Genomic DNA, 23,866 nt, shown 5'->3' on the forward strand with positions numbered 1-23,866 from the left:
GGTGGCACCGGGCGGGGCCGCCGGGAAGACCTCAGGCGCCCCCTCTCCCGGCCGGTCCGCCGTCCGCGTCCAGGCGCCGCACGAGACGCGGGCCGGCGACCTGCCGGTAGGAGCCGTCGAGGAGCTCGGCGACCTCCTGCCAGTCGACGTCCTCCGGCGGGGTGCCGGCGAGGTCGATGCCCACCCAGCCGAAGGGTCCGTAGTAGGCGGGCACGAAGGCGCGCGGGTCCTCGTGGAGCGCGGCGAGCTCCTCCTCCCCGTCCGGGAGGACGATGAGGCCGTGGTCGTAGCGCCGGCGGGTCTGCGCCGGCCCCTTCGTGCCGCCGCCGTAGATCGCGAACATCTTCCGGGCCCGGAAGGTGGGACGCCCGAAGGTCTCGACCTCCGTGGCGGCGGGGAAGCCGAGCGCGAGGGGGCGCAGCCGGGCCAGGTAGGGATCGTCGTCGTCGTACATCCGCGGGTGCGGCACTGTCACCACCTCCTCATGACGGGAGGGTAGGACCGGGCACCGACATCGCGGGCCGGTTCACCGCGCGGTGCGGCGCAGCGCCTCCTCGAGACGGGCGACCGACAGGAGACCGACGACGCCGGCCCGCCCGTCGGCGAGGACGACGACGGGGCTCGTGCGGGCGGCGCGGGCGGCGGCTCCCACGCCGTCGGCGCCCGTGAGCACGGTGACGACGCTCTCGGCCGGGAGCACGGAGGCGACGGCGGACAGCGGCGTGGTGGGGCGGGCGGACGGGGGGACCTGCGCGAGGACCGAGGGGTCGACGAGGCCGCTGACGCGCCCGCCGTCGTCGAGGAGGACGACGCGCCGCCGGCCCACGGCGTCGGCGGCGGCGACGGGGGCGGAGGCGGGGAGCGCGACGGCGGGCTCGGCGAGGAGCCGCAGGTCGATGTGCGCGGCGTTGCGGCGGGCGCGGGCCAGGTTGACGGCCTGGCTGGAGGCGGTCCACAGGTACCCGGTGAGGAGCGCCACCCACAGGACGGTGAAGATCGTCGGGCGCAGGCCCACCATGAGCGGACGGCCCAGGCCGACGACGACGATGAGGACGGCGACCACGCGCCCGCCCCAGCCGGCGACGCTCGTCCCCGTGAGCCGGTCCCCCGTCACCTTCCACACGATCGCCTCGAGGATGCGGCCGCCGTCGAGCGGGTAGCCGGGCAGCAGGTTGAAGACGGCGACGACGGCGTTGCTCAGGGCGCCGATCTGCCACACGACCGAGGCTAGCGGCGAGTCGACCTGGCCGATCGCGACCCAGGAGACGACCGCGAGGACCGCGTTGGCGAGAGGACCGACGACGGAGACGAACGCGGACGCACCGGGGGTGCGCATGTCGGAGACGAACTGGGTGTGTCCGCCCCACAGGGTGAGGACGTACTCGCGCGGCGGGGACCCCACGGCCTGGCCCGCCATGCCGTGGGCGAGCTCGTGCGCGAGCACGCCGAGCAGGAGCATGAGCGGGACGCTCGCGGCGGCCAGGACGGTGGCGGCGGTGCCGGCGCCCGGCACGACGCGCGTGATCGTCGGTGCCACGAGGGCGCCCAGGACGACCGCCATGACGAACCAGGACGGGGCGAAGACGACGGGAACGCGGCGGACGTGCCCGATCACCCAGCCCGAGGACGTGCGCTCACCCAGCCGTGCCATTCCTGCACCTTATGTCCCCGCGCGACCTGGCCCACAGCGCGCGCGGGCCTCCCCGGCCGTGTCGGACCCCCGGCATACAGTGGCGGCATGGCAGTGAGCAGCACCGAGACTCCCGCGCAGGACGCCCCGACGGCGGCGCTGCGCCCGATCGCCCTGTCTCCCTCGCGCGCCAAGGACTTCATGCAGTGCCCGCTGCTGTTCCGCTTCCGCCTCGTCGACCGTCTGCCCGAGCCGCCGAGCCCGGCCGCCGTCAAGGGCACCCTCGTCCACAGCGTCCTCGAACGGCTCTACGACCTGCCCGCCGCGCGCCGCAACCCCGCTGCCGGCGTGGAGCTGCTCGCCCCGGCGTGGGAGGGGCTGCGCGCCGAGCGGCCCGAGGTCGAGGAGATGTTCGGGACCCCGGAGGAGCTGCAGGCGTGGCTCGTCTCGGCGCGCGAGCTCGTCGAGCGGTACTTCCAGGTGGAGAACCCGCAGCGCCTGGAGCCGGCGGAGCGGGAGAAGCTGCTCGAGGTCGAGCTCGGCTCGGGCATCAGGCTCCGCGGCTTCGTCGACCGGATGGACGTCGCGCCGGACGGCGCTGTGCGCGTGGTCGACTACAAGACCGGCCGCTCCCCCCGGCCGCAGTACTCCGCGGACGCGCTCTTCCAGATGCGCTTCTACGGCCTCATGCTGTGGCGCCTCACCGGTACCCCGCCGCGCCGCCTCCAGCTCGTCTACCTGGCCGACGGCCAGGTCCTCACGCTCGACCCCACCGAGAACGAGCTCCTCGCCACCGAGGACCAGGTCGAGTCGATTTGGGGCGCGATCACCCGCGCGGCGCAGGCCGGGGACTTCCGCCCGCGCGTGTCGCGGCTGTGCGACTGGTGCAGCTTCCGCGACCACTGCCCGTCCTTCGGTGGTACTCCGCCGCAGCCGCCGCAGGAGGGCATGGACCGGCTCCTCGCCGCCGTCGGGCAGACGGACCCCGGACGGACCGCCGTCCCGGCGGGCGCGGGCGCGGCGACGGCCTAGCGTCGCCGCGCCGCGTGGGCTCAGTCCTGCGGCAGGTCCATCGTGGCCGGGTCCCCGCCGGTGCGCTCACCGGCGTCCAGGGCGTCGACCGCGGCGAGCTGGTCCTCGTGGAGCTCGAAGCCGAGGACGTCGATGTTCTCCCGGATGCGCTCGGGCGTGGCGGACTTGGGGATGACGATGCGCCCGCGCTGCAGGTGCCAGCGCAGCACCACCTGGGCCGGCGTGACCCCGAGGTCCTGCGCAGCGCGGGTGACCGCCGGCTTGTCGAGCGCCGCGCCCCGGCCGAGCGGCGAGTAGGCCTCCACGGCGATCCCGGCGCGCTCGGACGCCTCGGTCACAGCGCGGTTCTGGAACCCGGGGTGCACCTCGACCTGGTTGACGACGGGCACGACGTCGGTCTCGGCGAGCAGCCGGTCCAGGTGCTCGGGCAGGAAGTTCGACACCCCGATCGCGCGGACCGCGCCGTCGGCGTGGAGCTTCTCGAGGGCGCGCCAGGTCTCGACGTACCGGTCCTTGCTCGGCACCGGCCAGTGGATGAGGTAGAGGTCGACGACGTCCAGGGCCAGCGCGCGGCTGGAGGCGTCGAAGGCGGCGAGGGCCTCCTCCAGGCCGTGGTCCTTATTGCGGACCTTCGTCGTGACGAAGACCTCCTCGCGCGGCAGGCCGACGGCGCGCAACGCGGCACCGACGCCCTCCTCGTTGCGGTAGGCAGCCGCCGTGTCGATGTGCCGGTAGCCCGCCTCGAGGGCGGTCTCGACCGCCCGCTGGGTCTCCTCGGCGGGCACCTGGAACACGCCGAAGCCCACCTGGGGGATCTGGACGCCGTTGTTGAGGGTGAGGGCGGGAACGGTCATAAGTTCTCCTGGACTGTCGGACGATCGGCTCTCCGGCCACGCGGGTGGCACGCCCCGCCAGTGTCGGCCCCGTGGGCGTCCTCAGCATGCCGAGACCGCACACCGGCACATCCTCGGCCGGGAACGGCCTCTGCGTTGGTCAGGATCCGATCGGTGGTCGCCACCGTCGCGGCGTCGGTCGTCGTCGGAGGCGCCATCGTCACGATCGCGACGCTCAGCGATGAGTCTCCCCGCGACGTCACTCGCCAGGTCTCGCCCGGCGTGGACGTCACCGACACCGACGGGGTCCTGTCTGGTGACAAGACCGCCAACCTGCGCACCCTGATCGAGAGCTCCATGGTCCAGGGCGGTGAGCCCTACACCCAGGAGGACGTCGACAGGGAGCTGGCCGAGCTGCTCGAGCTCACCGGCGGCAGCGACATGATCAGCATCGTCATCGACGACGGCCGGTGAGACGCCCGACCGCTGCTACCGGAGGAGCGGCTCGCCGGACGCGACGGTGGCGAGCTCGGCGAGAGTGAGCCCCTCGAGCGTCCGCAGCATGCTGAGCGCCGGCTGGGGAGCGATCTCGACCATGAGCGGGACGGCGATCGTCGCCGCGCCCGAGGCCAGCGCGGACGCCACGCCGGGCACGGAGTCCTCGACGGCCACGCACTCGCGGATGTCGACGCCGAGCATCTCGGCGGCCCGTAGGTAGGGCTCGGGGTGCGGCTTGCTGTGGGTGACCTCGTCACCGGTGACGACGGCGGAGAAGGTGCCCTCGGGCAGTGTCTCGAGCACGGCCTCGGCCATCGACCGGTAGGACATCGTCACGAGCGCGCACGGCACGCCGGCCTCGACGAGGGCGGTGAGGATCTCGCGCGCACCGGGCCGCCACGGCGGGCCGTCGGTGCGGATGTGCTCGGTGACGCGGCGGACGAGCTCGGCCGCGACCTCCTCGTCCGTGCCGGGCACGCCCAGCCCGCGGAGCTTTGCCGCGGTGTGGGTGATCGGCTTGCCGACCATCGCCAGCCCCTGCTCGTGGGTCCAGGTCCCGCCGTGCTCCGCGGCCAGCGCGGTCTCGGTGGCGATCCAGTAGGGCTCGGTGTCCACGAGGGTGCCGTCCATGTCCCACAGGACGGCGGCGGGCCGGGAGGCGGTGGCCGTCCCCGGGCGTGCGGACAGGGGCTGGTCGGCGAGGGTCAAGCAGTTCTCCATCGTCAGGGCGTGGGACGGAGCGGCGTGTCCCACGGCGGGTCTGAAGCCAGGCTACCCGTGGGTCCGCGGTAGCCTGCCGGCATCAGCGTCGATCACGAGAGGGACACATGGGGCATCGGGTGGCGGTGGTATCGGGGTTGCTGGCGGCGCTGGCGCTCTCCGGGTGCAGCGGGGACGCGGAGGCGGGGTCGGAGCCCACGCCGCCGGTCGAGTCACCGGTGGAGTCGCCGGTCGAGTCGCAGCCCGACGCGAGCGGGATCTGCGCCGCGTTCGGCGATGTCCTGTCCATCCTCGAGAACGCCGACATCGCCCTGAGCGAGGGACGCATGGACGCTCAGGAGCACCGGGGCTGGTACCAGCTCGCGGGACGGGTGCTCGAGCGTCTCCCCTCGGGCGCGGAGGGTGGCGTGTACGACGCCCTCGCCGCACTGCAGGAGATCGACCCCGCGACGGCGCCCGGGAAGGGACTCGGGTCGGCCGCGGCCCGCGCACCCCAGTGGTACGACGCACAGGAGCCACTGGGGGCGGCGTGCGACGAGCTGGGGACCCCCGTGGCCATCTCGATGTTCACGGGCGGCTGAGAGCTCCGCCGCCCTGCCCGCCGTCGCGAGCGCGGACGCCTCCCACCCTCCCGCCCGCATAGGCTGAGGGGATGACCGAGCAGCCCGACTCCAGCACGGCACCCGACGAGGGCGCCGAGCGCACCCCTGCCATCCTCCTCGCGGCCTTCGAGGGCTGGAACGACGCCGGGTCCTCCGCGAGCCAGACGCTGCAGGTGGTCGCCGAGGCGTGGGGCGCGCACGACGTGCACGACCTGGACCCGCAGGACTTCCACGACTTCCAGGTCAACCGCCCGATGAGCGTGCGGGACGAGGACGGCGTGCGTGTCCTCAAGTGGCCGACGACGACGATCTCCGTCGCCCGCACGCCCGTCGCCGGCCGCACGGTGCTGCTCGTCCAGGGCATCGAGCCGTCCTTCCGCTGGCTCGACTTCTGCGAGGAGATCCTCGACGTCGCCGAGGAGTGGGAGGTGGGCAGTGTCGTGAGCATCGGCGCCCTCCTCGCCGACGTCCCGCACACCCGGCCGGTCCCGTGCCAGGTGACGAGCGACGACCCCGGCGTCCAGGCCCTGCTCGGCGTGGAGAGCTCGGAGTACGAGGGCGCCGCCGGCATCGTCAGCGTCCTCGCCCAGCTCGCCCAGGAACGCGGGATGCACGCGATGTCGCTGTGGGCCGCCGTGCCGCACTACGTCGCCCAGCCGCCCTCCCCCAAGGCGACCCTCGCGCTGCTCGGCTCCCTCGAGGAGCTCGTCGGCGAGCCGCTGCCCCTCGGCGACCTCGTCGAGGAGGCCCGCGCGTGGCAGGCGGGCGTCGACGAGCTGGCCGAGCAGGACCCCGAGGTGGCCGAGTACGTGCGCCAGCTCGAGGAGGCCAAGGACACCGCCGAGCTGCCCGAGGCCACGGGCGAGGCGATCGCGCGGGAGTTCGAGCGCTACCTGCGCCGCCGGGACAAGGGCGGGGGCACCCCTCCCCCGCCCGTGCGCTGAGCCTCCGCCAGCTCGGCGTTGACCACGCCGCCGGCCAGCGTCACAATGCTGCTCAGCCACAGCCACACGACCCCGGCGAGCACGAGGCCGATCGTCTGGGCCGCGGCCGTCACCGCCGCGCCCTCGACGTTCTCGCCTCCCGGCGCGCCCGGACCCGCCAGGCGCAGGTAGGCGCTGAACCCGAGGGACACGAGCACGAGGCCCACCGTGCCGACGGCCGCGCCGGGCAGGCACCGCCGCCACGTCGTCGTGATGTTGGGGCCGTAGCGGTAGACGATGGTGAGGTACGTCGTCGTCACCGCCGCCAGCGCCGGCCACCGCAGCACCGACCAGGACACCTGGAAGAAGGCGCCGAGGCCCAGCTGGTCGGCGATCTCCTGGCCGTCCCCCAGCAGCGGTCCGATGACGACGAGCGCGAGGATCACGAGCAGCGTGATGACCGCACCGAGCGCGAGGGCGATCCCGAGCGCGTACTGCCCGACGAGGCCGCGCCGCTCGGGCACCCGGTAGGCGTCGTCGAGCGCCCGGATCGCGGCCCGGAACATGCGGCTGGCGAGCCAGAGGGCGACGAGCACGCTGCCGACCGCGATGCCGGCGCGCTCCTCGCGCAGCAGCCCCTCGATGAGCGGGGCGAGCACGTCCGAGGCGACCTGCTCGGCGAACACCGTGGAGACGGCGTCGACGAGGGAGTCCTCGATCTGCGCCACCGCCTCGGCGCCGACCAGCCGCTCGAGGAACCCGAGGCTGGCGCCCAGGGCCGTGAGGAGCGGCACGAGGGAGATGAGCCCGTAGTACGTCATCTCGGCGGCGAGTCCCGTCACCCGCACGTCGACCGCCCGCCGCCACGAGCCGACGACGACGGCCAGCAGGTTGGTCCCGCGCGGGCCGACATGGTGCTCCTCGGCCCAGGCCTCCACCCGCTCGGAGACGGTGGGGCCCTCGGCGGAGCGTTCCCGGAGCGGGGTGAGCGCCCGCTCGTTGAGGACGGCGCCCAGTGCGACGAGCGCCGCCGTACCGGCTGCGGCTGGCGCGAGGACCAACCAGCCGCCACCGCCTGCGAGCAGCGGGAGCCCAGCGGCCGCGGCGCCGAGCAGGGCGAGGATCGTCGTCGCCGCCGTGCTCAGGCGTTCCCGGACGGGCTCCGCCCGGCGCGCGAGCACCGCGCCGCCCAGCCCGACGAGGAGGACCGCGACGGGCAGCACGGGATCAGGGGTGGATCGCCACGCCGAGGAGGGCGTCGACGGTGCGGGCGGCGAGCGCGGGGCCGCGGTCGGGCTCGGGCTGGGCGGCGCCGTCGTCGTACTCGTTCGCCGCGACCCATGCGTCCACGGCGTGGAGGGCGGTGGGCGCGTCGAGGTCGTTGGCCAGGGCGGTGCGGACCTGCTCGAGCATGCCGGTGGCGTCGAAGCCGCGCTCCGCGCTCATCGCGCGGCGCCACAGCGCCAGCCGCTCGGCAGCGGTCTCGAGCTGGGCCGGGGTGTACTCCCAGTCCTCGCGGTAGTGGTGGGAGAGCATGACGAGGCGCACCGCCATGGGGTCGACGCCCGAGGCGACGAGCTGGGAGACGAGGACGAGGTTGCCCAGCGACTTGCTGATCTTGGCGCCGTCGTAGGCGACCATCCCGCCGTGCGCGTGGACGCCCACGGCGCTGTCGCGGCCGGTGAGCATGCGCAGGTGGGACTCGCTGCACGCGTGGTGCGGGAAGACGAGGTCGCTCCCGCCGGCCTGGACCTCGACGGGAACGCCGAGGAACTCGCGGACGATGCTCGCGCACTCGACGTGCCAGCCCGGGCGGCCGGCGCCCAGGCTCCGGCCGTCCCACTGCGGCTCGCCCGGGCGGGCGGTGCGCCACAGCAGCGGGTCGAGGGACTGGCGCTTGCCGGCGCGGTCGGGGTCGCCGCCGCGCTCGGCGAAGAACTCGGCCATGTCGGCCGCACCGAGGCCGCTCTCGGTGGCGAAGTGCGGGTCCGCGGTGATGTCGGCGTAGACGTCGCCCACACCGTGGCCCTGCGCGTCGGGCTCCTCGACGCGGTAGGCGGCGCCGCTCGCGAGCAGCTCCTCGACGGCGTCGACGACGAGCGGGATCGTCTCGACCGCGCCGACGTAGTGCGCCGGCGGCACGACCCGCAGCGCCGCCATGTCACCGCGGAACAGGTCGGTCTGCTCGGCGGCGAGGTCGCGCCAGTCGACGCCGGTCAGTGCCGCCCGCTCGAGCAGCGGGTCGTCGACGTCGGTGACGTTCTGCACGTACCGGACCTTACGGCCGGCGTCCCGCCAGGCGCGGACGAGCAGGTCGAAGGCGAGGTAGGTGTTGGCGTGCCCCAGGTGCGTCGAGTCGTAAGGGGTGATCCCGCAGACGTAGAGGCTCGCGGGTCCCTCCGCCGCCGTCGCGACGAGCTCTCCGGTGCCGGAGTCGGTGAGGCGGACCTGCTGACCGCGTCCGGGGAGCTCGGGAAGGTCAGGGGAGGGCCAGGAGTGCACGAGGGGCAGCCTAACCGTCAGCGCGCCGCGGCCACGACTCGGACGAGGTTGCGCCACGGGTCCTCGACCTCGAGGGTGCGACCGTCGTCACGGAAGGCCCACCCGCGGGTGCGCAGCCGGTCGGTGAGGGCGCCGACGTCCTCGGTGTCGGGCACGACGATGTCGACGACGCCCAGCCCCAGAGCGGGCACCCGCGGGCCGGCGCCCGCGCTGTTCCACGTGTTCATCGCCATGTGGTGGTGGTAGCCGCCGGCGGAGACGAACAGCGCGCTGGGCATCTCGAAGGTCGCCTCGAAGCCGAGAGTGTCGACGTAGAACTGCTTCGCCGTCGTCGTGTCCCCGACCTGGAGGTGCACGTGCCCGACGACGGCAGGGTCCGCCGTCGCCATCGAGAGGCGGCCGGTGTCGAGGTGCTCGCCGAGGTAGGCGTTGGGGTCCAGGGCGATCGTGTCCATCGCCACCTGGCCGTCGGTCCAGCGCCAGGTGTCGCGGGGGCGGTCGAGGTAGAGCTCGATGCCGTTGCCCTCCGGGTCGGTGAAGTAGAAGGCCTCGGACACGAGGTGGTCCGAGCTCCCGACGAAGCTCTGCGGCGCGAGGTACGCGAGAGAGGCGACGGCCGAGGCGAGGGCCGCCGGGTCCTCGAAGAGGATCGCGGTGTGGAACAGACCGGCGTCGCGACGGCTGCCGCGCGGCAGGCTCGGGTCGTGGCGCAGCACGACGATGGGGCGCGAGCCGCGGCCGAGCACGGTCTCGTTGCCCTCGGCGCTGATGACGGTGAGAGCGAGGCCATCGACGTAGTAGCGGGTGAGCAGGTCGAGGTCACCGACGAGCAGGGTGACCGGACCCATCTCGGTACCGGCGGCCAGCAGGTCACGGTTGGCAGCAGCGCGAGCATCGGAGCCCGGAAGCAAGGAGCCGTTGGTCGTCATGGTGCCATCTTACTTGACGCCTCAACCATAAAATGGAGACCGCCGTCACCCCGCCCCCACCCCCGCCCCCGCCCCCAAACTTCGCAATTGGTCACCTGGACGACGGCGGCAACCGTTTACCGCGTCCCCCAACTGACCAATTGCGACGTCGGAGGGGTGGGGTGGGGTGGGGTGGCGGGCGTTCGGCTACAGGGCGACGGCGGCGGCGCCCAGGGGGTCGAGGAGGCCGGCCGCGACGCCGGCCACCACCAGGGCCGCCAGGACGATGCGGTAGACGACGAAGGGCATGTAGGAGTACGTCGAGACGATCTTGAGGAAGGCGATGATGACGAGGAAGCCCACGCCGAAGGAGACGAGGGTGGCGATCGCCGTCGCCGCGGCGCCGGGGGCGTCCGGGGCGGGGTCCGCGCCGAGCAGCTGGTAGAAGCCGGAGCCGAAGACGGCGGGGATCGCCAGGAGGAAGGAGTACCGCGCCGCGGCCTCACGCGTGTAGCCGAGCAGGAGCCCCATGGTGATCGTCCCACCGGAGCGCGAGACACCCGGTATGAGGGCGAGGGACTGTGCGAGGCCGAAGAGGAGGCCGTCACGCAGCGTGAGCTCGCGCAGGTCCTTGCGCTTGCGGCCGAGGCGGTCCGCGACGCCGAGGAAGATCGCGAAGCCCGCGAGCATGGCCGCGGTGATGAAGAGGTGCCGCAGCGAGGTCTCGATGGCGTCCTGGAAGAGCAGCCCGAAGACGACGATCGGCACCGAGCCGATGATGATGTACCAGCCCATCCGCGCGTCGGGGTCCTCCTGCGGCACCGTGCCGCGCCACGGGCCCACCGGCAGCGCCCCGAACCAGGCGCGGATGATCCGCCAGATGTCCTTGCGGAAGTAGATGAGCACCGCCGTCTCGGTGCCGAGCTGGGTGATCGCCGTGAAGGCCGCCCCGGGATCACCCCCACCGGGCAGCAGGTCCCCCACGATGCGCAGGTGCGCACTGGAGGAAACCGGGAGGAACTCCGTGAGTCCTTGGACCACGCCGAGCACGATTGCTTCCCACCACGTCACGAGGGATCACCTTACGTGCCTCGCCCGCCGGTAGCGTGAGCGCCATGGAACTTCGCAGGGCCGGGCGCAGCGGGCTGCTCGTGTCGTCACTCGGGCTGGGCACGATGACCTGGGGGCGGGACACCGACGAGCACGAGGCGGCCGAACAGCTCTCGCTCTTCCTCGACGCCGGCGGCAACCTCATCGACACGGCCGCCTCCTACGGTGACGGCGCCGCCGAGGCCCTGCTCGGCAGCCTCCTCGCGGAGGTGGACCGCCGCGACGTCGTGCTCTGCTCGAAGGCCGGGGTCCGTCGCAGCTCGCGCGGCAACCGGCTGGACGCCTCGCGCGGCACGCTGCTCGACACCCTTGACGAGTCCCTCGCCGCACTCGGCACCGACCACCTCGACCTGTGGCTCGTCCAGTCCCACGACCCGGACGTCCCCCTCGAGGAGACGCTCTCCGCGCTGAAGCACGCCGTCGCGACCGGACGCACCCGGTATGCCGGCCTCTCGAACCACCCCGCCTGGTACCTCGGCTACGCCGCGGCGAGCCTGGACGCGGACGCGACCGGTCTGGCCGCCGTCGAGGTCGAGTACTCGCTGCTCCAGCGCAGCGTGGAGCACGAGGTGCTCCCGGGCGCGGAGGCGCTGGGGGCGGGCGTGCTCGCATGGTCGCCGCTGGGGCGTGGTGTCCTCACGGGCAAGTACCGCAGCACCATACCGGCGGACTCACGGGCGGCGTCCCCGCACCTGCGCGGCTTCGTCGAGCCCTACCTCACCGACCGGGCACGCGGCGTCGTCGAGGCGGTCGCGACGGCGGCCGACGGGCTGGGCCGCACGCCGCTGGAGGTCGCGCTCGCGTGGGTGCGTGACGCGCCGGCCGTGAGCTCGGCGATCGTCGGAGCCAGGACGGCCACGCAGCTGCGCGCCGTGCTCGCGGGCAACGACCTCGAGCTGCCGGGCGCGATCCGCCGGGCGCTGGACGACGTCAGCGCCGAGTGAGGCCTACTCCTCCTCGTCGAGGCTGAAGTCCTCGAGGTCGTCGTCCTCGTCGAGGTCGTCCTCGTCGTCGTCGCCGTAGGCCTCGAGCGGAATCTCGACCTGGTAGGCGGTGTAGAGCGCGTCGTCGTAGGTGAAGAACGCGTCCTCCACCGTGGCGGCGGCGTCCTCGATGGCGGCGGACTCAGGGTCCTGCGCGCTGCTGGCGAGCTCGAAGTGCGCCTCGAGCGCGGCGATGAAGCGATCCAGAGCGGCGCGCGGGTCGATTGACATGGGATGACCGTATCGCGCCTGGTAGGAATGGGCACAGCCCGTCCGGGCAGCGGTGACGATGGGAGACAATGGGTTACGACATGGTCTGGTACACCCCTGAATCCCCGCCCCGTCCCGATGTCCGCAGCTCCTCGCAGTACGAGTTCCGCGTGCTGTCGCTGCCTCCCTCCGCCAGCCGCTCCCAGGTGCGGCAGCTGCTCACCGAGGAGGCGGAGTACGGCCGCTGGGAGCTGGCCCGCACCCGCCTCTACATCGGTGGGAGCCGCAAGGTGTGGCTGCGCCGCAAGATCATCAAGGTCCGCAGCACCCTGTAGCGCGCCTCAGGCGGTGCGCAGCAGCCGCTCGAGCACGCGCACACCGAAGCGCAGGGCGTCCACCGGCACGCGCTCGTCCACCCCGTGGAACATGCCCGCGAAGTCGAGCTCGGGCGGCAGCTGGAGCGGTGCAAATCCGTAGCCGGTGATGCCCAGGCGCGCGAGGGACTTGTTGTCGGTGCCGCCGGAGAGCATGTAGGGCAGCACGACGGCGCCCGGGTCCTCGGCGTCGATGGCGGCGACCATGTGGTCGACGAGCTCACCCTCGAAGGGCACCTCGAGCGCGCGGTCGCCGTGGATCGGCTCGATCCGCACGCCCGGTCCGGCGAGCCCGGCGAGCGTCGCCCGGACCGTCTCCTCCTCACCGGGCAGGAAGCGGACGTCGACGGCGGCCTCGGCGCTGCCGGGGATGACGTTGGCCTTGTACCCGGCGTCCAGCTGGGTGGGGTTCGCGCCGGTGCGCAGCGTGGCGCCGACGAACTTCTGCGCCGGCCCGAGGGCGCGGACGAGGCGGTCGATGCCCTCGGGGTCCTCCGGGTCGAAGGTGGTGCCGGTGAGGTCGGCGACGCCGCCGAGGAGCTGGCGCACCGTGCCGGTGAGGTGGAGCGGCCAGGAGTGCGCCCCGATCCGTGCGACGGCGCCCGCCAGGCGGGTGACGGCATTGTCGGTGTTGACCTGGGAGCCGTGGCCGGCGGTGCCCTCGGCGATCAGCTTGAGCCAGGCGATGCCCTTCTCGGCGGTCTGGAGGAGGTAGACGCGGCGGCCGTCCACCTCGACGGAGTAGCCGCCGACCTCGCTGATCGCCTCGGTCGCGCCCTCGAAGAGCTCGGGGCGGTTGTCGACGAGCCAGCGGGCCCCCTTGGCACCGCCGGCCTCCTCGTCGGCGAAGAAGGCGACGACGACGTCGCGACGCGGCCGCCACCCGGAGCGCGCCATGTCGCGGACGACCGCGAGGATCATCGCGTCCATGTCCTTCATGTCGACGGCGCCGCGGCCCCAGATCATGCCGTCCCGGACCTCGGCGCCGAAGGGGTCGACCTGCCAGTCCTCGGCCTGCGCCGGGACGACGTCCGTGTGGCCGTGGAGCACGAGTGCCGGCAGGGCGGGGTCGGTGCCCTCGATGCGCAGCACCACCGACGCTCGGCCCGGCTCGGACTCGATGAGCTCTGGCTCCCAGCCGACCTCGGTGAGGAGCTCGGCGACGTACTCGGCGGCCTTGCGCTCCCCCGGGCCCGAGCCGTCACCGTAGTTCGACGTGTCGATGCGGATGAGTCGTCGGCAGATGTCGACGACCTCGTCAGTGGGAGCAGTCATGCACCGACCCTAACCGTCGAGTGACGGTGCTGCGGCGAGCGCCGGGCTGTACCCGGGAGGTGGTGCGCCGCCACGCCTCGATCCGCGATCGGGACGGTTGAGCACCCGGACCAGTGCGTGAAGTCCGACGGCGGGGAGGAAGAGGATCGCCGTGAAGATCACCGTGACGACGATCGTGCTCACCGCGGACGTCCCCTGCATCTCGAAGGAAACCGCAATCGTCACCGCAGTCATCGAGAGTGCAGCGAGGACGGAGACGAAGTAGAGGGCGCGGACGACCCGGGCCCAGGGCCGGCGCACTCCGGCGAGGAGGATGGAGGCCGTGTACCCCCGCACCGACCGTCGCTCCGGTCGCTCCTGAGCCAGCCCCTCGGCCTGCTCCCACACGCTGCGGTACAGCGCGGCCAGATCCTCGCGAGCGGTCGCGAGCAGCTGCCGTTCCGGCTCGGTCAGGGCGAGCTCTCCGTACGCCGTTGCCCACTCGGAGATGAACTGAACGCGCTTGCGACCATCGTCGAGGATCTCGTTGCGCCGATGCTCCCACTGTCGCTCGAGGCGCCACTCCTTGACCAGCAGCCCGACACCCGCCAGCACCGCGGTGAGCAACGGGCTGACGACGGCGATGACGATGTCGTCCATCTGGGTCCACCTCGTCCCGACCGTTCGCCGCGACCTGGCTGGACGGCGACGACGGCGTGGTCGAGAGGCTACTCCGCGGCCCTCAGCCTGGACAGGTGGGCGCCGCTGTCCCGGTCAGGTGGTGAGGCCGCGGCGCTCGAGGAGGGGCCTGATGTCGGCGTCGCGGCCACGGAGCTCGCGGTAGAAGCTCAGCGGGTCGGCGCTGTGACCGCGGGAGAGGAGCACCTCGCGGAAACGCTGGCCGGCGGCGCGGCCGAGCCCGCCGTCGTCGTCCCGGGGCGCGTCCGTCTCGAACCACCGCACGGTGTCGGCGTCGAGGACCTCGCTCCAGATGTAGGAGTAGTAGCCCGCGTCGTAGCCGCCGCCGAAGGTGTGGTTGAAGTACGTCGAGCGGTAGCGCGGCGGGACGAGCCGCACCGCCGCTCCGGCCCGCTCGAGCGCCCGGGTGGAGAAGTCCTCGACGTCGTCGGGGTGGGTGGGGACCTCCTCCGGGGTGACCTGGTGCCAGGCCTGGTCGAGGAGCGCGGCGCCGAGGTACTCGGTGGTGGCGAAACCCTCGCCGTACTGGGCCGAGGCGAGGAGCGCGTCGAGCAGCTCGGTGGGCAGCGGCTCAGCGGTCTCGTGGTGGCGGGCGTAGCGGGCGAGGACCTCGGGGTCGCGCGCCCACATCTCGTTGACCTGCGAGGGGTACTCGACGAAGTCGCGGGGCACGTTCGCGCCGGACACCGAGGGGAAGTGGACGTCGGAGAAGAGGCCGTGCAGGGCGTGCCCGAACTCGTGGAACGCGGTGATGACCTCGTCCCAGGTGAGGAGCGTGGGCTCCCCGGGGGCCGGGCGGGTGATGTTGAGGTTGTTGACGACGACGGGACGCTGCCCGAACAGGTGGGACTGGTCGACGAGGTTGTGCATCCAGGCCCCGCCGCGCTTTCCCTCGCGGGCGTAGTAGTCACCGACGAAGAGGCCCAGCGGGCTGCCGTCCTCCTCACGCACCTCCCACACGCGCACGCCGTCGGCGTAGCCGGACAGCTCGGGCCGCTCGGTCAGGGTGATCCCGAAGAGGCGGTGGGCCGCGTGGAAGACGCCGTCACGCAGGACGCTCTCGAGCTCCAGGTAGGGGCGCAGCACGGAGTCGTCGATGCGGTAGCGCTCCTGGCGCACCTTCTCGGCGAGGAAGGACCAGTCCCACGGCTCGGCCGGCGCGCCGTGCGCCCGGGCCAGCTCCTCGGCCTCGGCCGCGGCGTTAGCGACGGCGGGCGGGGCGAGTCGCCCCAGCATCTCGTTGACCGCGGTGGTGGTGCCCGCCGTGCCGTCCTCGGCGACGTAGGCGGCGTGGTGCTCGTAGCCGAGCAGCTGGGCACGCTCGGCGCGCAGGCGGGCGATCTCGAGGAGCGTGGCGCGCGTGTCGCTCGCCTCGTCCACGCCGGTGCCGCGCTGCACGGAGGCGGTGAACAGCTCCTCGCGAAGCCCGCGGTCCTCCGCCTGGGCGAGCAGCGCCTGCTGGGTGGGCAGCTGGAGGGTGATGAGGTAGCCGTCGCGGCCGCGGTCGCCGGCGGCCTGGGCGAGGCCGGCGACCGTCCCCTCGTCCAGGCCCGCGAGCCGGGAGGCGTCGCTCACGTGGACGGCGCCCGCGTCCATCGCCTTGACGACGCGCTGGGAGAACTCGGTCTCCAGGGTGGTGAGGCGGGAGTTGAGGCCGCGCAGGCGGGCCTGGCTCTCGTCGTCGAGCTGGACACCGGCGCGGATGAAGTCCTTGCGGTAGGTGCGGAGCAGCCAGGCGGTCTCGGCGTCGAGGTCCTGGCCGGTGATCGCCTCGAGCCGGTCGAAGATCCGGCGGTCGAGGTACAGGGCGTCCCAGTGCGCCGACTGGAGCGGGGCGAGCTCGGCCTCGAGCTCGCGCAGCTCGTCGTCCGCGCGGGAGGAGACGAGGGTGCTGAGGACCGGGCTCACTCGGCGCAGGAGCGAGCCGGAGCGCTCGAGCGCCTCGAGGGTGTTGGCGACGTCCGCCTCGGCCGGGTCGGTGGCGATGGCCTCCCACTCGGCCCGCTGCTCGGCGAGGCCGGCGAGCATCGCGGGGCGCAGGTGCTCGTGGCGGACGGCGACGAAGTCGGGGAGCTCGTAGGGCAGGTCCGAGGGGCTCGCGAACGGGTTGCCCGCGGCCAGGGTGGTGTCGGTCATGGGGCCATTGTCTCCTCCACCGCGGGACGAGCCGCCCGCCGCGCGAGGACACCGGCCACGTCCGGCGCCCGGTAGCCGGGCGCCTTGAGCACCTTGCCGTCCTCGCGCAGCAGGGGTCGGCCGTCCTCCCCGAGCTTGGACAGGTTGGCGCGGTGCACCTCGGCGAGCACGTCCGGGAGCGGGACCGCGCACTCCTGCGCCATGCCGTACAGGACGTAGACGAGGTCGGCCAGGGCGTCGGCGGTCGCCACGGTGTCACGGGCGCCGTCGTCGGCGGCGACGGCGCGGGTGAAGGCGGTCTCGACCTCCCTCCCCGCCGCGGCGCCGTAGACGGCGGTGACGAGCTCGGCCATCTCCTCGGCCACGAGCGCCATGCGCAGGTGGACACGGTCGCGGTCCACCGAGGGCGCGTCCGCGGCCACGGGCACACCGAAGTGCTCGTGGAACTGGTGCACGAGGGCCTCCGGGTCGCGCGGGTCGGCGGGCACGACGCCGGCAACCGGCCCGTCCCACGGGTGGGCGGGCTCGCGCGGGTCCTCGCGCAGGAGCGTGCCGACCCACTGGTCCACGCGCCGCTCCCCGTGCACGCCCATCCCCCGCACCTGCCCCTCGCGGCGGAAGCCGTGGCGCCACACCACCCGCCACGACGGCCAGTTGCCGACGTCGGCGCGCCACTCCACGCGCTCCATCCCGAGCCGGCCGAAGGCGGCGTCGAGCACGAGCCCGACGGCGCGGTCCATGAGGCCCAGGCCGCGCGCCTCGGGTGCGAGCCAGTAGCCGATCTCCCCGGAGCCGTCGGCGCGCGAGGTGCCGACCATGCCGACGAGCCGCCCGCCGTGGCGCAGCGCCCACGTGAGGTTGTCCCCTCGCTCCCACCCGTCCGCGACGAACCCGCCGATGAACCCGACGGCGTGCTCCCGGCGGTAGGGCGAGGGCACCGTGGTCCAGCGCTGGACCTCCGGGTCCTGGCAGACCTCGGTGACGCGGTCGACGTCGGCGAGGGTGGGGACCTCGAGGGTGAGGTCACCGTCGTGCAGGGTGAAGGGCTCCATGACCGCGCAGGTTACGGCACCGGATGCGCCACGCCCGTGCCGGCCGAAGGATGGGGGCATGGACATCGACACGAACGCCATGAAGGACTTCCCCGTGCAGAGCCAGCCGTGGCCCGGGTGGACCGACCGGCTCGACCCGGTCCCGGACCACGGCGAGACGAGCTACGTCGGCCGGGGGCGCCTGGAGGGCAAGCGCGCCCTCATCACCGGCGGGGACTCCGGCATCGGCCGCGCCACCGCCATCGCCTTCGCCAAGGAGGGCGCCGATGTCGCCATCGCCTACCTCGAGCAGGAGCAGCAGGACGCCGAGGAGACGCGGAAGCAGGTCGAGGCCGCGGGCCGGCGCTGCGTCCTCCTGCCCACCGACCAGCGCACCGAGGAGGCCAACATCGCGCTGGCGCGGGCCGCCGTCGAGGGCCTGGGCGGGGTCGACGTGCTCGTCAACAACGCCGGCTACCAGATGGCGCAGGACTCCCTCGCCGACATCAGCGACGCGCAGCTGCGGCAGACCTACGAGACGAACATCTTCGCGATCTTCTGGCTGACCAAGGCGCTGCTCGACGACCTCCAGCCGGGCGCGAGCATCATCAACTGCACCTCGATCCAGGCCTTCCAGCCCTCCGAGACGCTCCTCGACTACGCCTCGACCAAGGCCGCGATCAACAACTTCACCGTCAACCTCGCCGCCGAGCTCGGGCCGAAGGGCATCCGGGTCAACGCGGTGGCCCCGGGTCCGATCTGGACCCCGCTCCAGCCGGCCACCAAGCCGGCGGAGTCGATGCCGGAGTTCGGCAAGGCGACGCCGCTGGGCCGCGCCGGCCACCCGATCGAGGTCGCCACGGCGTTCGTCTTCCTCGCCACCGACGACGCGAGCTACGTCTCGGGCACCGTCCTCGGCGTCACCGGCGGCAAGCCCGTCTTCTGACATGACCCGCACCGCGAGGACGACGACGGCGGCCCTGCTCGCCGTCGTCGTCCTCGCGGCGTGCGGGGGCGGTGAGAGGACCGAGGAGCAGGCCACCGTCCCGGCACCGAGTCCGGTGACGACGGCGCCCGCGCCCGAGCCGACGACGAGCGAGCCGGCCCCGCGCAAGCCGGAGGTGCTCGCCACCGGGCTCGACGTGCCGTGGGGACTGGCCTTCCTGCCCGACGGCACCGCGCTGGTCACCGAGCGGGACAGCGCCCGGGTCCTTGGGCTCGTCCCCGGCGAGGAGCCACGCGAGCTCGCCACCGTGCCCGGGGTCGCCGCGGAGAACGAGGCCGGGCTGCTCGGGATCGCCGTCTCCCCCGACTTCGCCGACAACGGGCACGTCTTCGTCTACCTCACGAGCGGGACCGACAACCGCGTGCTGCGGATGGTGCACGACGGCGCGGAGCTGCGTCCCGACGTCGTCGTCCTGGAGGGGATCCCGCGCGAGACGTACCACTCGGGCGGGCGGATCGCCTTCGGCCCGGACGGCTACCTCTACGTCGCCACCGGTGACGCCGCCGTCCCCTCGACGTCCCAGGATCCCGGCTCGCTCGGCGGGAAGATCCTGCGGGTCGACGAGGATGGTGAGCCGGCCCCCGGCAACCCCGACCCCGGCTCGCCGGTGTGGTCCCTGGGGCACCGCAACGTCCAGGGCCTGGGCTGGGACGGCGAGGGGCGGATGTACGCCTCGGAGTTCGGGCAGGACACGTGGGACGAGCTCAACCTCATCGAGGCGGGCACCAACTACGGCTGGCCGGAGGTCGAGGGCACCGCGGGGACCAGCGACTTCGCCGACCCGCTCGTCACGTGGCGGCCGGCGGACGCCTCCCCCAGCGGCCTCGCCGTCACCGAGGACGCCGTGTACGTTGCGGCACTGCGCGGGCAGTCCCTGTGGCGCGTCCCGCTGGAGGCCGACGGCGGCACCGGTGAGCCGCAGCGCCTCCTCGAGGGCGAGTACGGCCGGCTGCGCACGGTGACGGTCGCACCGGACGGTCGGTTGTGTATCGTCACGTCGAACACCTTCCGCGGGGACCCGGGCGCCGACGACGACCGGGTCGTCGCCGTCGACGAGGAGTGGCTCGCGTCCCACGGGTGACTATGGTGGCGCGGTGGACCGGCACCTGGCGCAGGCGCGCAGCGACCTCGAGCGGCTCGTCGCGAGAGGCGCGGCCGGCGAGCTGGGGCCGCCCCCGGTGGTCCACCGCGTCGACGCCCAGGCCCGCGCGGAGTACCGGCCGGCGGCCGTGCTCCTCCTGTTCACCCCGACCGCCGCGCGGCCCGACGTCTTCCCGGGGCTCGACCTCTACCTCGTCCAGCGCTCCCCGCTGCTGCGTCACCACCCCGGCCAGATCGCGCTGCCCGGCGGCCGCGCCGACGACGGCGACGCCGGGCCCGCCGCCACGGCGCTGCGCGAGACCCACGAGGAGATCGGCCTCGCGCCCGACCGCGTCGAGGTCATCGGCGCACTGCCCGAGGTAGCCGTGCCGATCAGCCGCTTCCTCGTCACCCCTGTCATCGGGTGGGCGGACGGCCCGGGCGGGCTCGAGCGCGTCGAGGTCGGGGAGGTGCTGCACACGCTCCGCCTGCCGGTCAGCGACCTGCTCGACCCCGCGGGGCGTTCCACGGTGACGATCCACGGCCACGGCAGCGCGGGCTTCGCCGTGCAGGGCGGGTGGGTGTGGGGATTCACCGGCAACCTCCTCGACGGCGTCTTCGACGAGCTGGGCTGGACCCGGCCCTGGGACCGCGGGCGCGAGTACGCGATGTCGATGGCCGAGGCCCGCGGGGACACCCTCCCGCCGGCGACGCCGGAGGGCTGAGCTCAGCGCACGAAGCGCGGTCCGGCTCCCGGGTCGGCCCGGGCGGCGAGTGCGTCGGCGATGCGTGTGGCCGACGACGCCGCGAGCGGCTGCGGCAGCGCGTCCAGGGCGAACCACCCGACCTCCAGGGACTCGTCGTCGGCGATGTGCGCCTGCCCGGAGACGTACTCGCACAGGAAGGCCAGGGACAGGTACTGCGCCTGGTCCCCGTTGGGGTAGGTGACGACGTCGCCGCTGTCGACGGACGCGAGCGCGAGGACGCGGGCGACGACGCCCGTCTCCTCCAGGACCTCCCGGACGGCGGCGTGGGCGGGCTGCTCGCCGGGGTCGAGGATGCCGCTGATGGCCGCCCACATGCGGTTGTCGGCGCGGCGTCCGAGGAGCACCCGGTCTCCGTCGAGGACGACGGCGGTCACGCCCGAGAGCCACAGCGGAGCCGTCCCCACATGGGCGCGCAGCGCGGCGACGAACTCCGGGACTGGCACGGGCCCAGTGTGCCAGGGCTCAGAAGAGGGCGGCCTGCATGACGGCGTCGGGCGCCTGCACCGGTGCCTCCGGCTCCTGAGCCGGGGACCGCAGCCGGGAGCCGCGGGCCAGGCCGTGGCGGCGCAGCAGCGGGGCGATGCGCTCGGCGAGCCAGGTGCGGTAGGCGTCCGGCGCGTAGGCGCCGCTCCCGTACAGGCGCCGGTACTCCGGCACGAGCGCCGGGCGGTGCTGCTCCAGCCACTGCAGGTACCAGTCCTTGACGCCGGGCCGCAGGTGGGCGGCCATGACCGACGCCGACGTGGCGCCGGCCTCGGCGATGGCGCCGAGGAGGGCATCGAGGTGCTCGCGGGAGTCGGTCACCCACGGCAGGACGGGAGCGACCATGACGTGGCAGTCCAGCCCCGTCTCACGGATCGCGCGCACGAGGTCGAGCCGGGCGCGCGGGCTCGGTGTGCCCGGCTCGAGGAGGTGCTGAAGATCGGCGTCGAGGACGGCCAGCGAGATCCCGAGGGAGACCGGCACGTGCTCCGCGGCCGCCCCGAGCAGCGGCAGGTCCCGGCGCAGGAGGGTGCCCTTGGTGAGGACCGACAGCGGTGTGCCCGACTCGACGAGTGCGCCGACGATGCCGGGCATGAGCCGGTAGCGGCCCTCCGCCCGCTGGTAGGGGTCGGTGTTCGTCCCCAGGGCCACCTGCTCGCGCGCCCAGGAGGGCCTGGCCAGCTCGCGGCGCAGGACGTCGGGGGCGTTGACCTTGACGACGATCTGACTGTCGAAGTCCACGCCGGCGTCCATGTCGAGGTACGTGTGTGTGGAGCGGGCGTAGCAGTAGACGCAGGCGTGGCTGCATCCCCGGAAGGGGTTGAGCGTCCAGCGGAAGGGCATCCGGGAGGCGGCCGGCACCCGGTTGAGGACCGAGCGGGCCGTCACCTCGTGGAAGACGATCCCCGCGAACTTGGGGGTGCGGACCGTGCGCACCAGGCCCGCCATCCTCCGCAGGCCGGGCAGCGCGGCGTCGTCCTCGGCCGTGATCTCCTGCCCGTCCCACCGCATGCCCATAGTCGAACACGTGTGCGAGTCATCGTCAAGGATCGCACTGGTGGCTCCGCAGGTGTGGCCATGAGCCGACCCTGCCACGGACGGTGGCAGGGTCAGGACTACCCGCGGGGCAGCTTCTCCACGATCTCGCCGAGCTCGCGGCGCGGACCGGTGAAGAAGGGGACCTCCTCGCGCACGTGGCGGCGGGCCTCGGTGGCGCGCAGGTCGCGCATGAGGTCGACGATGCGGCCGAGGTCGTCGGCCTCGAAGGCGAGCAGCCACTCGTAGTCGCCGAGCGCGAAGGAGGAGATCGTGTTGGCGCGCACGTCCCCGTAGCCGCGGGCCGCGAGCCCGTGGTCGCGGAGCATGGTGGCGCGCTCCTCCGGCGGCAGCAGGTACCACTCGTAGCTGCGGACGAACGGGTAGACGCAGAGGAAGCCCCGCGGCTCCTCCCCCATGATGAAGGACGGCAGGTGTGCCTGGTTGAACTCGGCGGGGCGGTGGGTGCCGACCTGGGACCACACCGGCTCGAGCGCACCACCGAGGTTGCTCGCCAGGAGCCGGTGGTAGGCCTCCTGCACCGCCGCGACGTCCTCGGCCCACCACCACACCATGAGGTCGGCGTCGGCCCGGAAGCCCGCGACGTCGTACCAGCCGCGGACGATGAGTCCCGGGACGTCCGCCAGCGCGGCGAGGGCGTCTCGGACGAGGCCCGTCCGGATGTCGTCCTCCTCGGGCAGCGGCTGGACCGCCCGGAAGACGGAGTACATGACGTAGGCGGACTGGGGCTGGGCGGAGCTCACGGAACTTTTCCTCCTGGGGCTGGGGACGGCGTCAGTCGGCGGTGCCGGCGAGGACGGGGATGCCGGTGACCTCACCGTGGCGCATCCGGCAGCTGCCCGGAGGGGCGACGTCGGGGAAGGCGGGGAGCTCGCCGCGCACCGTCACCGCCGGCTCCTCGCCACGCTCACGGGCCGCGCGCTCGAGGACGAGGTCGACGAGGCCGGCGACGAAGACCGGTGCGGTCCCCGCCGTCGCGGCCCGGGCGGCGTCCATGCCGAGCTCGCGAGCCGTCTCCATCGCCTCGGTGTCCAGGTCCCAGGCGACCTCCATGTGGTCGGAGATGAAGCCGATGGGGGCGATGACGACGCGCGTGACCCCCTGGGCGGCGAGGTCGCTGAGGTGGTCGTTGACGTCCGGCTCCAGCCACGGCGTGCGCGGATCGCCCGAGCGCGAGCAGTAGGACAGGGAGGAGGTGACCTCCAGCCCCCGCCCGCGCAGGGTGGCGTCGATGACGCTGCGGACCTCCTCGTGCTGCTCGCGGTAGCCCGGGCCGGTGACGGCGGAGGCGTCCTGCATGGTGTCGGGGATCGAGTGCGTGACGTAGGCGATGTGCACGCCCTCACCGGCGGGGAGCTCCTCGACGGCCGCGAGCACGGCGTCGGTGTTGGCGTCGACGAAGCCGGGGTCGTTGAAGAACGGGCGGAGGACGTCGAGCTCGAGGCCCTCGGCATCGGCACCGAGCTCGCTCACGGCTGCGGCGAGGTGCTCGCGGTACTGGCGGCTGCCGGAGTAGGAGGCGTAGGCGCTCGTGACAAGGACGAGGATGCGGCGGGCACCGAAGGCGACGGCGTCGCGCAGGGTGTCGACGGTGTAGGGGTGCCAGTTGCGGTTGCCCCACAGGACCGGGAGGTCGAGCCCGCGCTCGCGCAGCTCGCCCTCGAGCGCGGCCCGGAGGGCGAGGTTCTGCTCGTTGATGGGGCTCTTGCCGTTGAAGTGGAAGTAGTGCTCGCCCACCTCCTCGAGCCGCTCGTCCGGGACCCCCTTGCCCCGGACGACGTTGCGCAGGAACGGCACGACGTCCTCGGTCGCGTTGGGCCCTCCGAAGGAGCACAGCAGCAGGGCGTCGTAAGGCGCGGCGGAGTGGGACATGGTGGCGGGCTCCTCGTGACGGCGTCGCAAACGGGCTCACCGTAACATCAGATGAAGTGGGCTCCCGGCCCGCCGACGAGCCGCCGCTGAGGCGTTCGCCACCACTCGCGCGCACCTGCCGTGCCGGGCACGAGGTGCTCCACCTCGAGGGGTGCGA

At 73.4% G+C, this 23,866-nt stretch carries 26 protein-coding genes; 9 read left to right on the top strand and 17 right to left on the bottom strand.

Annotated elements, in window-relative coordinates; genetic code table 11:
• Positions 1–31 precede the first annotated feature (31 nt).
• Positions 32–469 (bottom strand): MmcQ/YjbR family DNA-binding protein, encoded by a 438-nt coding sequence (locus tag GD632_RS05805; protein ID WP_152190143.1) that lies wholly within the window; start codon positions 467–469, stop codon positions 32–34.
• A gap of 57 nt (positions 470–526) precedes the next feature.
• Positions 527–1,651 (bottom strand): site-2 protease family protein, encoded by a 1,125-nt coding sequence (locus GD632_RS05810; protein WP_152189747.1) that lies wholly within the window; start codon positions 1,649–1,651, stop codon positions 527–529.
• 87 nt (positions 1,652–1,738) lie between these two features.
• Here GD632_RS05810 and GD632_RS05815 point away from each other — a divergent pair, with 87 nt between their 5' ends.
• Positions 1,739–2,662: a RecB family exonuclease gene (locus tag GD632_RS05815; RefSeq protein WP_152189749.1), complete on the top strand. Its 924-nt coding sequence runs from the start codon at positions 1,739–1,741 to the stop codon at positions 2,660–2,662.
• Positions 2,663–2,682: 20 nt separating this feature from the next.
• Here GD632_RS05815 and GD632_RS05820 read toward each other — a convergent pair whose 3' ends face one another.
• Positions 2,683–3,516 (bottom strand): aldo/keto reductase, encoded by an 834-nt coding sequence (locus GD632_RS05820; RefSeq protein ID WP_152189751.1) that lies wholly within the window; start codon positions 3,514–3,516, stop codon positions 2,683–2,685.
• A gap of 153 nt (positions 3,517–3,669) precedes the next feature.
• Between GD632_RS05820 and GD632_RS05825 the strand changes: the two genes are divergently transcribed.
• On the top strand, positions 3,670–3,969 hold the full coding sequence (locus GD632_RS05825; protein WP_152189753.1) for a hypothetical protein: 300 nt from the start codon (positions 3,670–3,672) through the stop codon (positions 3,967–3,969).
• A gap of 15 nt (positions 3,970–3,984) precedes the next feature.
• Here GD632_RS05825 and GD632_RS05830 read toward each other — a convergent pair whose 3' ends face one another.
• Positions 3,985–4,701, bottom strand: a complete 717-nt coding sequence (locus tag GD632_RS05830; RefSeq protein WP_226924648.1) for an HAD family hydrolase — start codon at positions 4,699–4,701, stop codon at positions 3,985–3,987.
• A gap of 131 nt (positions 4,702–4,832) precedes the next feature.
• Between GD632_RS05830 and GD632_RS05835 the strand changes: the two genes are divergently transcribed.
• Entirely contained in the window at positions 4,833–5,294 is a 462-nt protein-coding gene (locus GD632_RS05835) for a hypothetical protein (protein WP_152189758.1), read from the top strand.
• Positions 5,295–5,365: 71 nt separating this feature from the next.
• Positions 5,366–6,259: a PAC2 family protein gene (locus GD632_RS05840; RefSeq protein WP_152189761.1), complete on the top strand. Its 894-nt coding sequence runs from the start codon at positions 5,366–5,368 to the stop codon at positions 6,257–6,259.
• On the opposite strand, the gene GD632_RS05845 is transcribed toward GD632_RS05840, so the two are convergent.
• The 4 genes from GD632_RS05845 to GD632_RS05860 form a co-directional block, all read right to left on the bottom strand.
• A complete protein-coding gene (locus tag GD632_RS05845) occupies positions 6,205–7,461 on the bottom strand; it encodes a YihY/virulence factor BrkB family protein (RefSeq protein ID WP_152189763.1) in 1,257 nt (418 codons plus the stop codon). The genes GD632_RS05840 and GD632_RS05845 overlap by 55 nt on opposite strands.
• 4 nt (positions 7,462–7,465) lie before the next feature.
• On the bottom strand, positions 7,466–8,740 hold the full coding sequence (mshC, locus tag GD632_RS05850) for a cysteine--1-D-myo-inosityl 2-amino-2-deoxy-alpha-D-glucopyranoside ligase (protein WP_152189765.1): 1,275 nt from the start codon (positions 8,738–8,740) through the stop codon (positions 7,466–7,468).
• Positions 8,741–8,757: 17 nt separating this feature from the next.
• Positions 8,758–9,669 (bottom strand): VOC family protein, encoded by a 912-nt coding sequence (locus GD632_RS05855; RefSeq protein WP_226924650.1) that lies wholly within the window; start codon positions 9,667–9,669, stop codon positions 8,758–8,760.
• A gap of 186 nt (positions 9,670–9,855) precedes the next feature.
• Complete coding sequence (locus GD632_RS05860) at positions 9,856–10,719, bottom strand: undecaprenyl-diphosphate phosphatase (protein WP_152189767.1); 864 nt, start codon at positions 10,717–10,719, stop codon at positions 9,856–9,858.
• Between the two features lie 44 nt (positions 10,720–10,763).
• Here GD632_RS05860 and GD632_RS05865 point away from each other — a divergent pair, with 44 nt between their 5' ends.
• Positions 10,764–11,702 carry an aldo/keto reductase gene (locus tag GD632_RS05865; protein WP_152189770.1) on the top strand — a complete coding sequence of 313 codons (939 nt, stop codon included), beginning with the start codon at positions 10,764–10,766 and terminating at the stop codon, positions 11,700–11,702.
• Between the two features lie 3 nt (positions 11,703–11,705).
• Here the strand turns inward: GD632_RS05865 and GD632_RS05870 are convergent, their stop codons facing one another.
• A complete protein-coding gene (locus GD632_RS05870; protein WP_152189772.1) occupies positions 11,706–11,972 on the bottom strand; it encodes a DNA primase in 267 nt (88 codons plus the stop codon).
• A gap of 80 nt (positions 11,973–12,052) precedes the next feature.
• On the opposite strand from GD632_RS05870, the gene GD632_RS05875 reads away from it, so the two are divergent.
• Entirely contained in the window at positions 12,053–12,286 is a 234-nt protein-coding gene (locus GD632_RS05875; RefSeq protein ID WP_152190148.1) for a DUF5703 family protein, read from the top strand.
• Positions 12,287–12,292: 6 nt separating this feature from the next.
• Here the strand turns inward: GD632_RS05875 and GD632_RS05880 are convergent, their stop codons facing one another.
• From GD632_RS05880 to GD632_RS05895, 4 genes are all read right to left on the bottom strand, one after another.
• Positions 12,293–13,600, bottom strand: coding sequence for a M20/M25/M40 family metallo-hydrolase (locus tag GD632_RS05880; protein WP_152189774.1), 1,308 nt, complete (start codon positions 13,598–13,600; stop codon positions 12,293–12,295).
• Between the two features lie 9 nt (positions 13,601–13,609).
• On the bottom strand, positions 13,610–14,239 hold the full coding sequence (locus GD632_RS05885) for a hypothetical protein (RefSeq protein WP_152189777.1): 630 nt from the start codon (positions 14,237–14,239) through the stop codon (positions 13,610–13,612).
• Positions 14,240–14,353: 114 nt separating this feature from the next.
• Positions 14,354–16,414, bottom strand: a complete 2,061-nt coding sequence (locus GD632_RS05890; protein ID WP_152189779.1) for a M3 family metallopeptidase — start codon at positions 16,412–16,414, stop codon at positions 14,354–14,356.
• On the bottom strand, positions 16,411–17,466 hold the full coding sequence (locus GD632_RS05895; RefSeq protein WP_152189781.1) for a GNAT family N-acetyltransferase: 1,056 nt from the start codon (positions 17,464–17,466) through the stop codon (positions 16,411–16,413). The genes GD632_RS05890 and GD632_RS05895 overlap by 4 nt, the downstream gene beginning before the upstream one ends.
• A gap of 58 nt (positions 17,467–17,524) precedes the next feature.
• Between GD632_RS05895 and GD632_RS05900 the strand changes: the two genes are divergently transcribed.
• The 3 genes from GD632_RS05900 to GD632_RS05910 are packed head-to-tail and all read left to right on the top strand — an operon-like array spanning position 17,525 to position 20,256.
• Positions 17,525–18,391 carry an SDR family oxidoreductase gene (locus GD632_RS05900; RefSeq protein WP_152189783.1) on the top strand — a complete coding sequence of 289 codons (867 nt, stop codon included), beginning with the start codon at positions 17,525–17,527 and terminating at the stop codon, positions 18,389–18,391.
• A gap of 1 nt (position 18,392) precedes the next feature.
• On the top strand, positions 18,393–19,532 hold the full coding sequence (locus GD632_RS05905) for a PQQ-dependent sugar dehydrogenase (protein ID WP_152189785.1): 1,140 nt from the start codon (positions 18,393–18,395) through the stop codon (positions 19,530–19,532).
• A gap of 13 nt (positions 19,533–19,545) precedes the next feature.
• Positions 19,546–20,256: an NUDIX hydrolase gene (locus GD632_RS05910; protein ID WP_152189788.1), complete on the top strand. Its 711-nt coding sequence runs from the start codon at positions 19,546–19,548 to the stop codon at positions 20,254–20,256.
• Positions 20,257–20,258: 2 nt separating this feature from the next.
• Here GD632_RS05910 and GD632_RS05915 read toward each other — a convergent pair whose 3' ends face one another.
• The 4 genes from GD632_RS05915 to GD632_RS05930 form a co-directional block, all read right to left on the bottom strand.
• A complete protein-coding gene (locus GD632_RS05915; protein WP_152189791.1) occupies positions 20,259–20,741 on the bottom strand; it encodes an NUDIX hydrolase in 483 nt (160 codons plus the stop codon).
• Positions 20,742–20,760: 19 nt separating this feature from the next.
• Positions 20,761–21,792 carry an Rv2578c family radical SAM protein gene (locus GD632_RS05920; protein ID WP_152189793.1) on the bottom strand — a complete coding sequence of 344 codons (1,032 nt, stop codon included), beginning with the start codon at positions 21,790–21,792 and terminating at the stop codon, positions 20,761–20,763.
• Positions 21,793–21,896: 104 nt separating this feature from the next.
• Positions 21,897–22,547 (bottom strand): hydrogen peroxide-dependent heme synthase, encoded by a 651-nt coding sequence (gene hemQ / locus GD632_RS05925; RefSeq protein WP_152190150.1) that lies wholly within the window; start codon positions 22,545–22,547, stop codon positions 21,897–21,899.
• A 64-nt stretch (positions 22,548–22,611) separates the two neighbouring features.
• A complete protein-coding gene (locus tag GD632_RS05930) occupies positions 22,612–23,709 on the bottom strand; it encodes a ferrochelatase (RefSeq protein ID WP_152189795.1) in 1,098 nt (365 codons plus the stop codon).
• Positions 23,710–23,866 lie beyond the last annotated feature (157 nt).

Source organism: Georgenia satyanarayanai (assembly GCF_009193135.1).
GTDB classification, from domain to species: Bacteria; Actinomycetota; Actinomycetes; order Actinomycetales; family Actinomycetaceae; genus Oceanitalea; species Oceanitalea satyanarayanai.

Excerpts from the sequence above, each read along its gene's own strand:
- GD632_RS05870 (WP_152189772.1), bottom strand. The coding sequence starts at position 11,972 with ATGTCAATCGACCCGCGCGCCGCTCTGGATCGCTTCATCGCCGCGCTC.
- GD632_RS05930 (WP_152189795.1), bottom strand. The coding sequence starts at position 23,709 with ATGTCCCACTCCGCCGCGCCTTACGACGCCCTGCTGCTGTGCTCCTTC.
- GD632_RS05815 (WP_152189749.1), top strand. The coding sequence starts at position 1,739 with ATGGCAGTGAGCAGCACCGAGACTCCCGCGCAGGACGCCCCGACGGCG.
- GD632_RS05895 (WP_152189781.1), bottom strand. The coding sequence starts at position 17,466 with ATGGAGCCCTTCACCCTGCACGACGGTGACCTCACCCTCGAGGTCCCC.
- hemQ (WP_152190150.1), bottom strand. The coding sequence starts at position 22,547 with ATGTACTCCGTCTTCCGGGCGGTCCAGCCGCTGCCCGAGGAGGACGAC.
- GD632_RS05810 (WP_152189747.1), bottom strand. The coding sequence starts at position 1,651 with ATGGCACGGCTGGGTGAGCGCACGTCCTCGGGCTGGGTGATCGGGCAC.
- GD632_RS05905 (WP_152189785.1), top strand. The coding sequence starts at position 18,393 with ATGACCCGCACCGCGAGGACGACGACGGCGGCCCTGCTCGCCGTCGTC.
- GD632_RS05890 (WP_152189779.1), bottom strand. The coding sequence starts at position 16,414 with ATGACCGACACCACCCTGGCCGCGGGCAACCCGTTCGCGAGCCCCTCG.
- GD632_RS05920 (WP_152189793.1), bottom strand. The coding sequence starts at position 21,792 with ATGCGGTGGGACGGGCAGGAGATCACGGCCGAGGACGACGCCGCGCTG.
- GD632_RS05875 (WP_152190148.1), top strand. The coding sequence starts at position 12,053 with ATGGTCTGGTACACCCCTGAATCCCCGCCCCGTCCCGATGTCCGCAGC.
- GD632_RS05820 (WP_152189751.1), bottom strand. The coding sequence starts at position 3,516 with ATGACCGTTCCCGCCCTCACCCTCAACAACGGCGTCCAGATCCCCCAG.
- GD632_RS05855 (WP_226924650.1), bottom strand. The coding sequence starts at position 9,669 with ATGACGACCAACGGCTCCTTGCTTCCGGGCTCCGATGCTCGCGCTGCT.
- GD632_RS05900 (WP_152189783.1), top strand. The coding sequence starts at position 17,525 with ATGGACATCGACACGAACGCCATGAAGGACTTCCCCGTGCAGAGCCAG.
- GD632_RS05865 (WP_152189770.1), top strand. The coding sequence starts at position 10,764 with ATGGAACTTCGCAGGGCCGGGCGCAGCGGGCTGCTCGTGTCGTCACTC.
- GD632_RS05880 (WP_152189774.1), bottom strand. The coding sequence starts at position 13,600 with ATGACTGCTCCCACTGACGAGGTCGTCGACATCTGCCGACGACTCATC.
- GD632_RS05885 (WP_152189777.1), bottom strand. The coding sequence starts at position 14,239 with ATGGACGACATCGTCATCGCCGTCGTCAGCCCGTTGCTCACCGCGGTG.
- GD632_RS05840 (WP_152189761.1), top strand. The coding sequence starts at position 5,366 with ATGACCGAGCAGCCCGACTCCAGCACGGCACCCGACGAGGGCGCCGAG.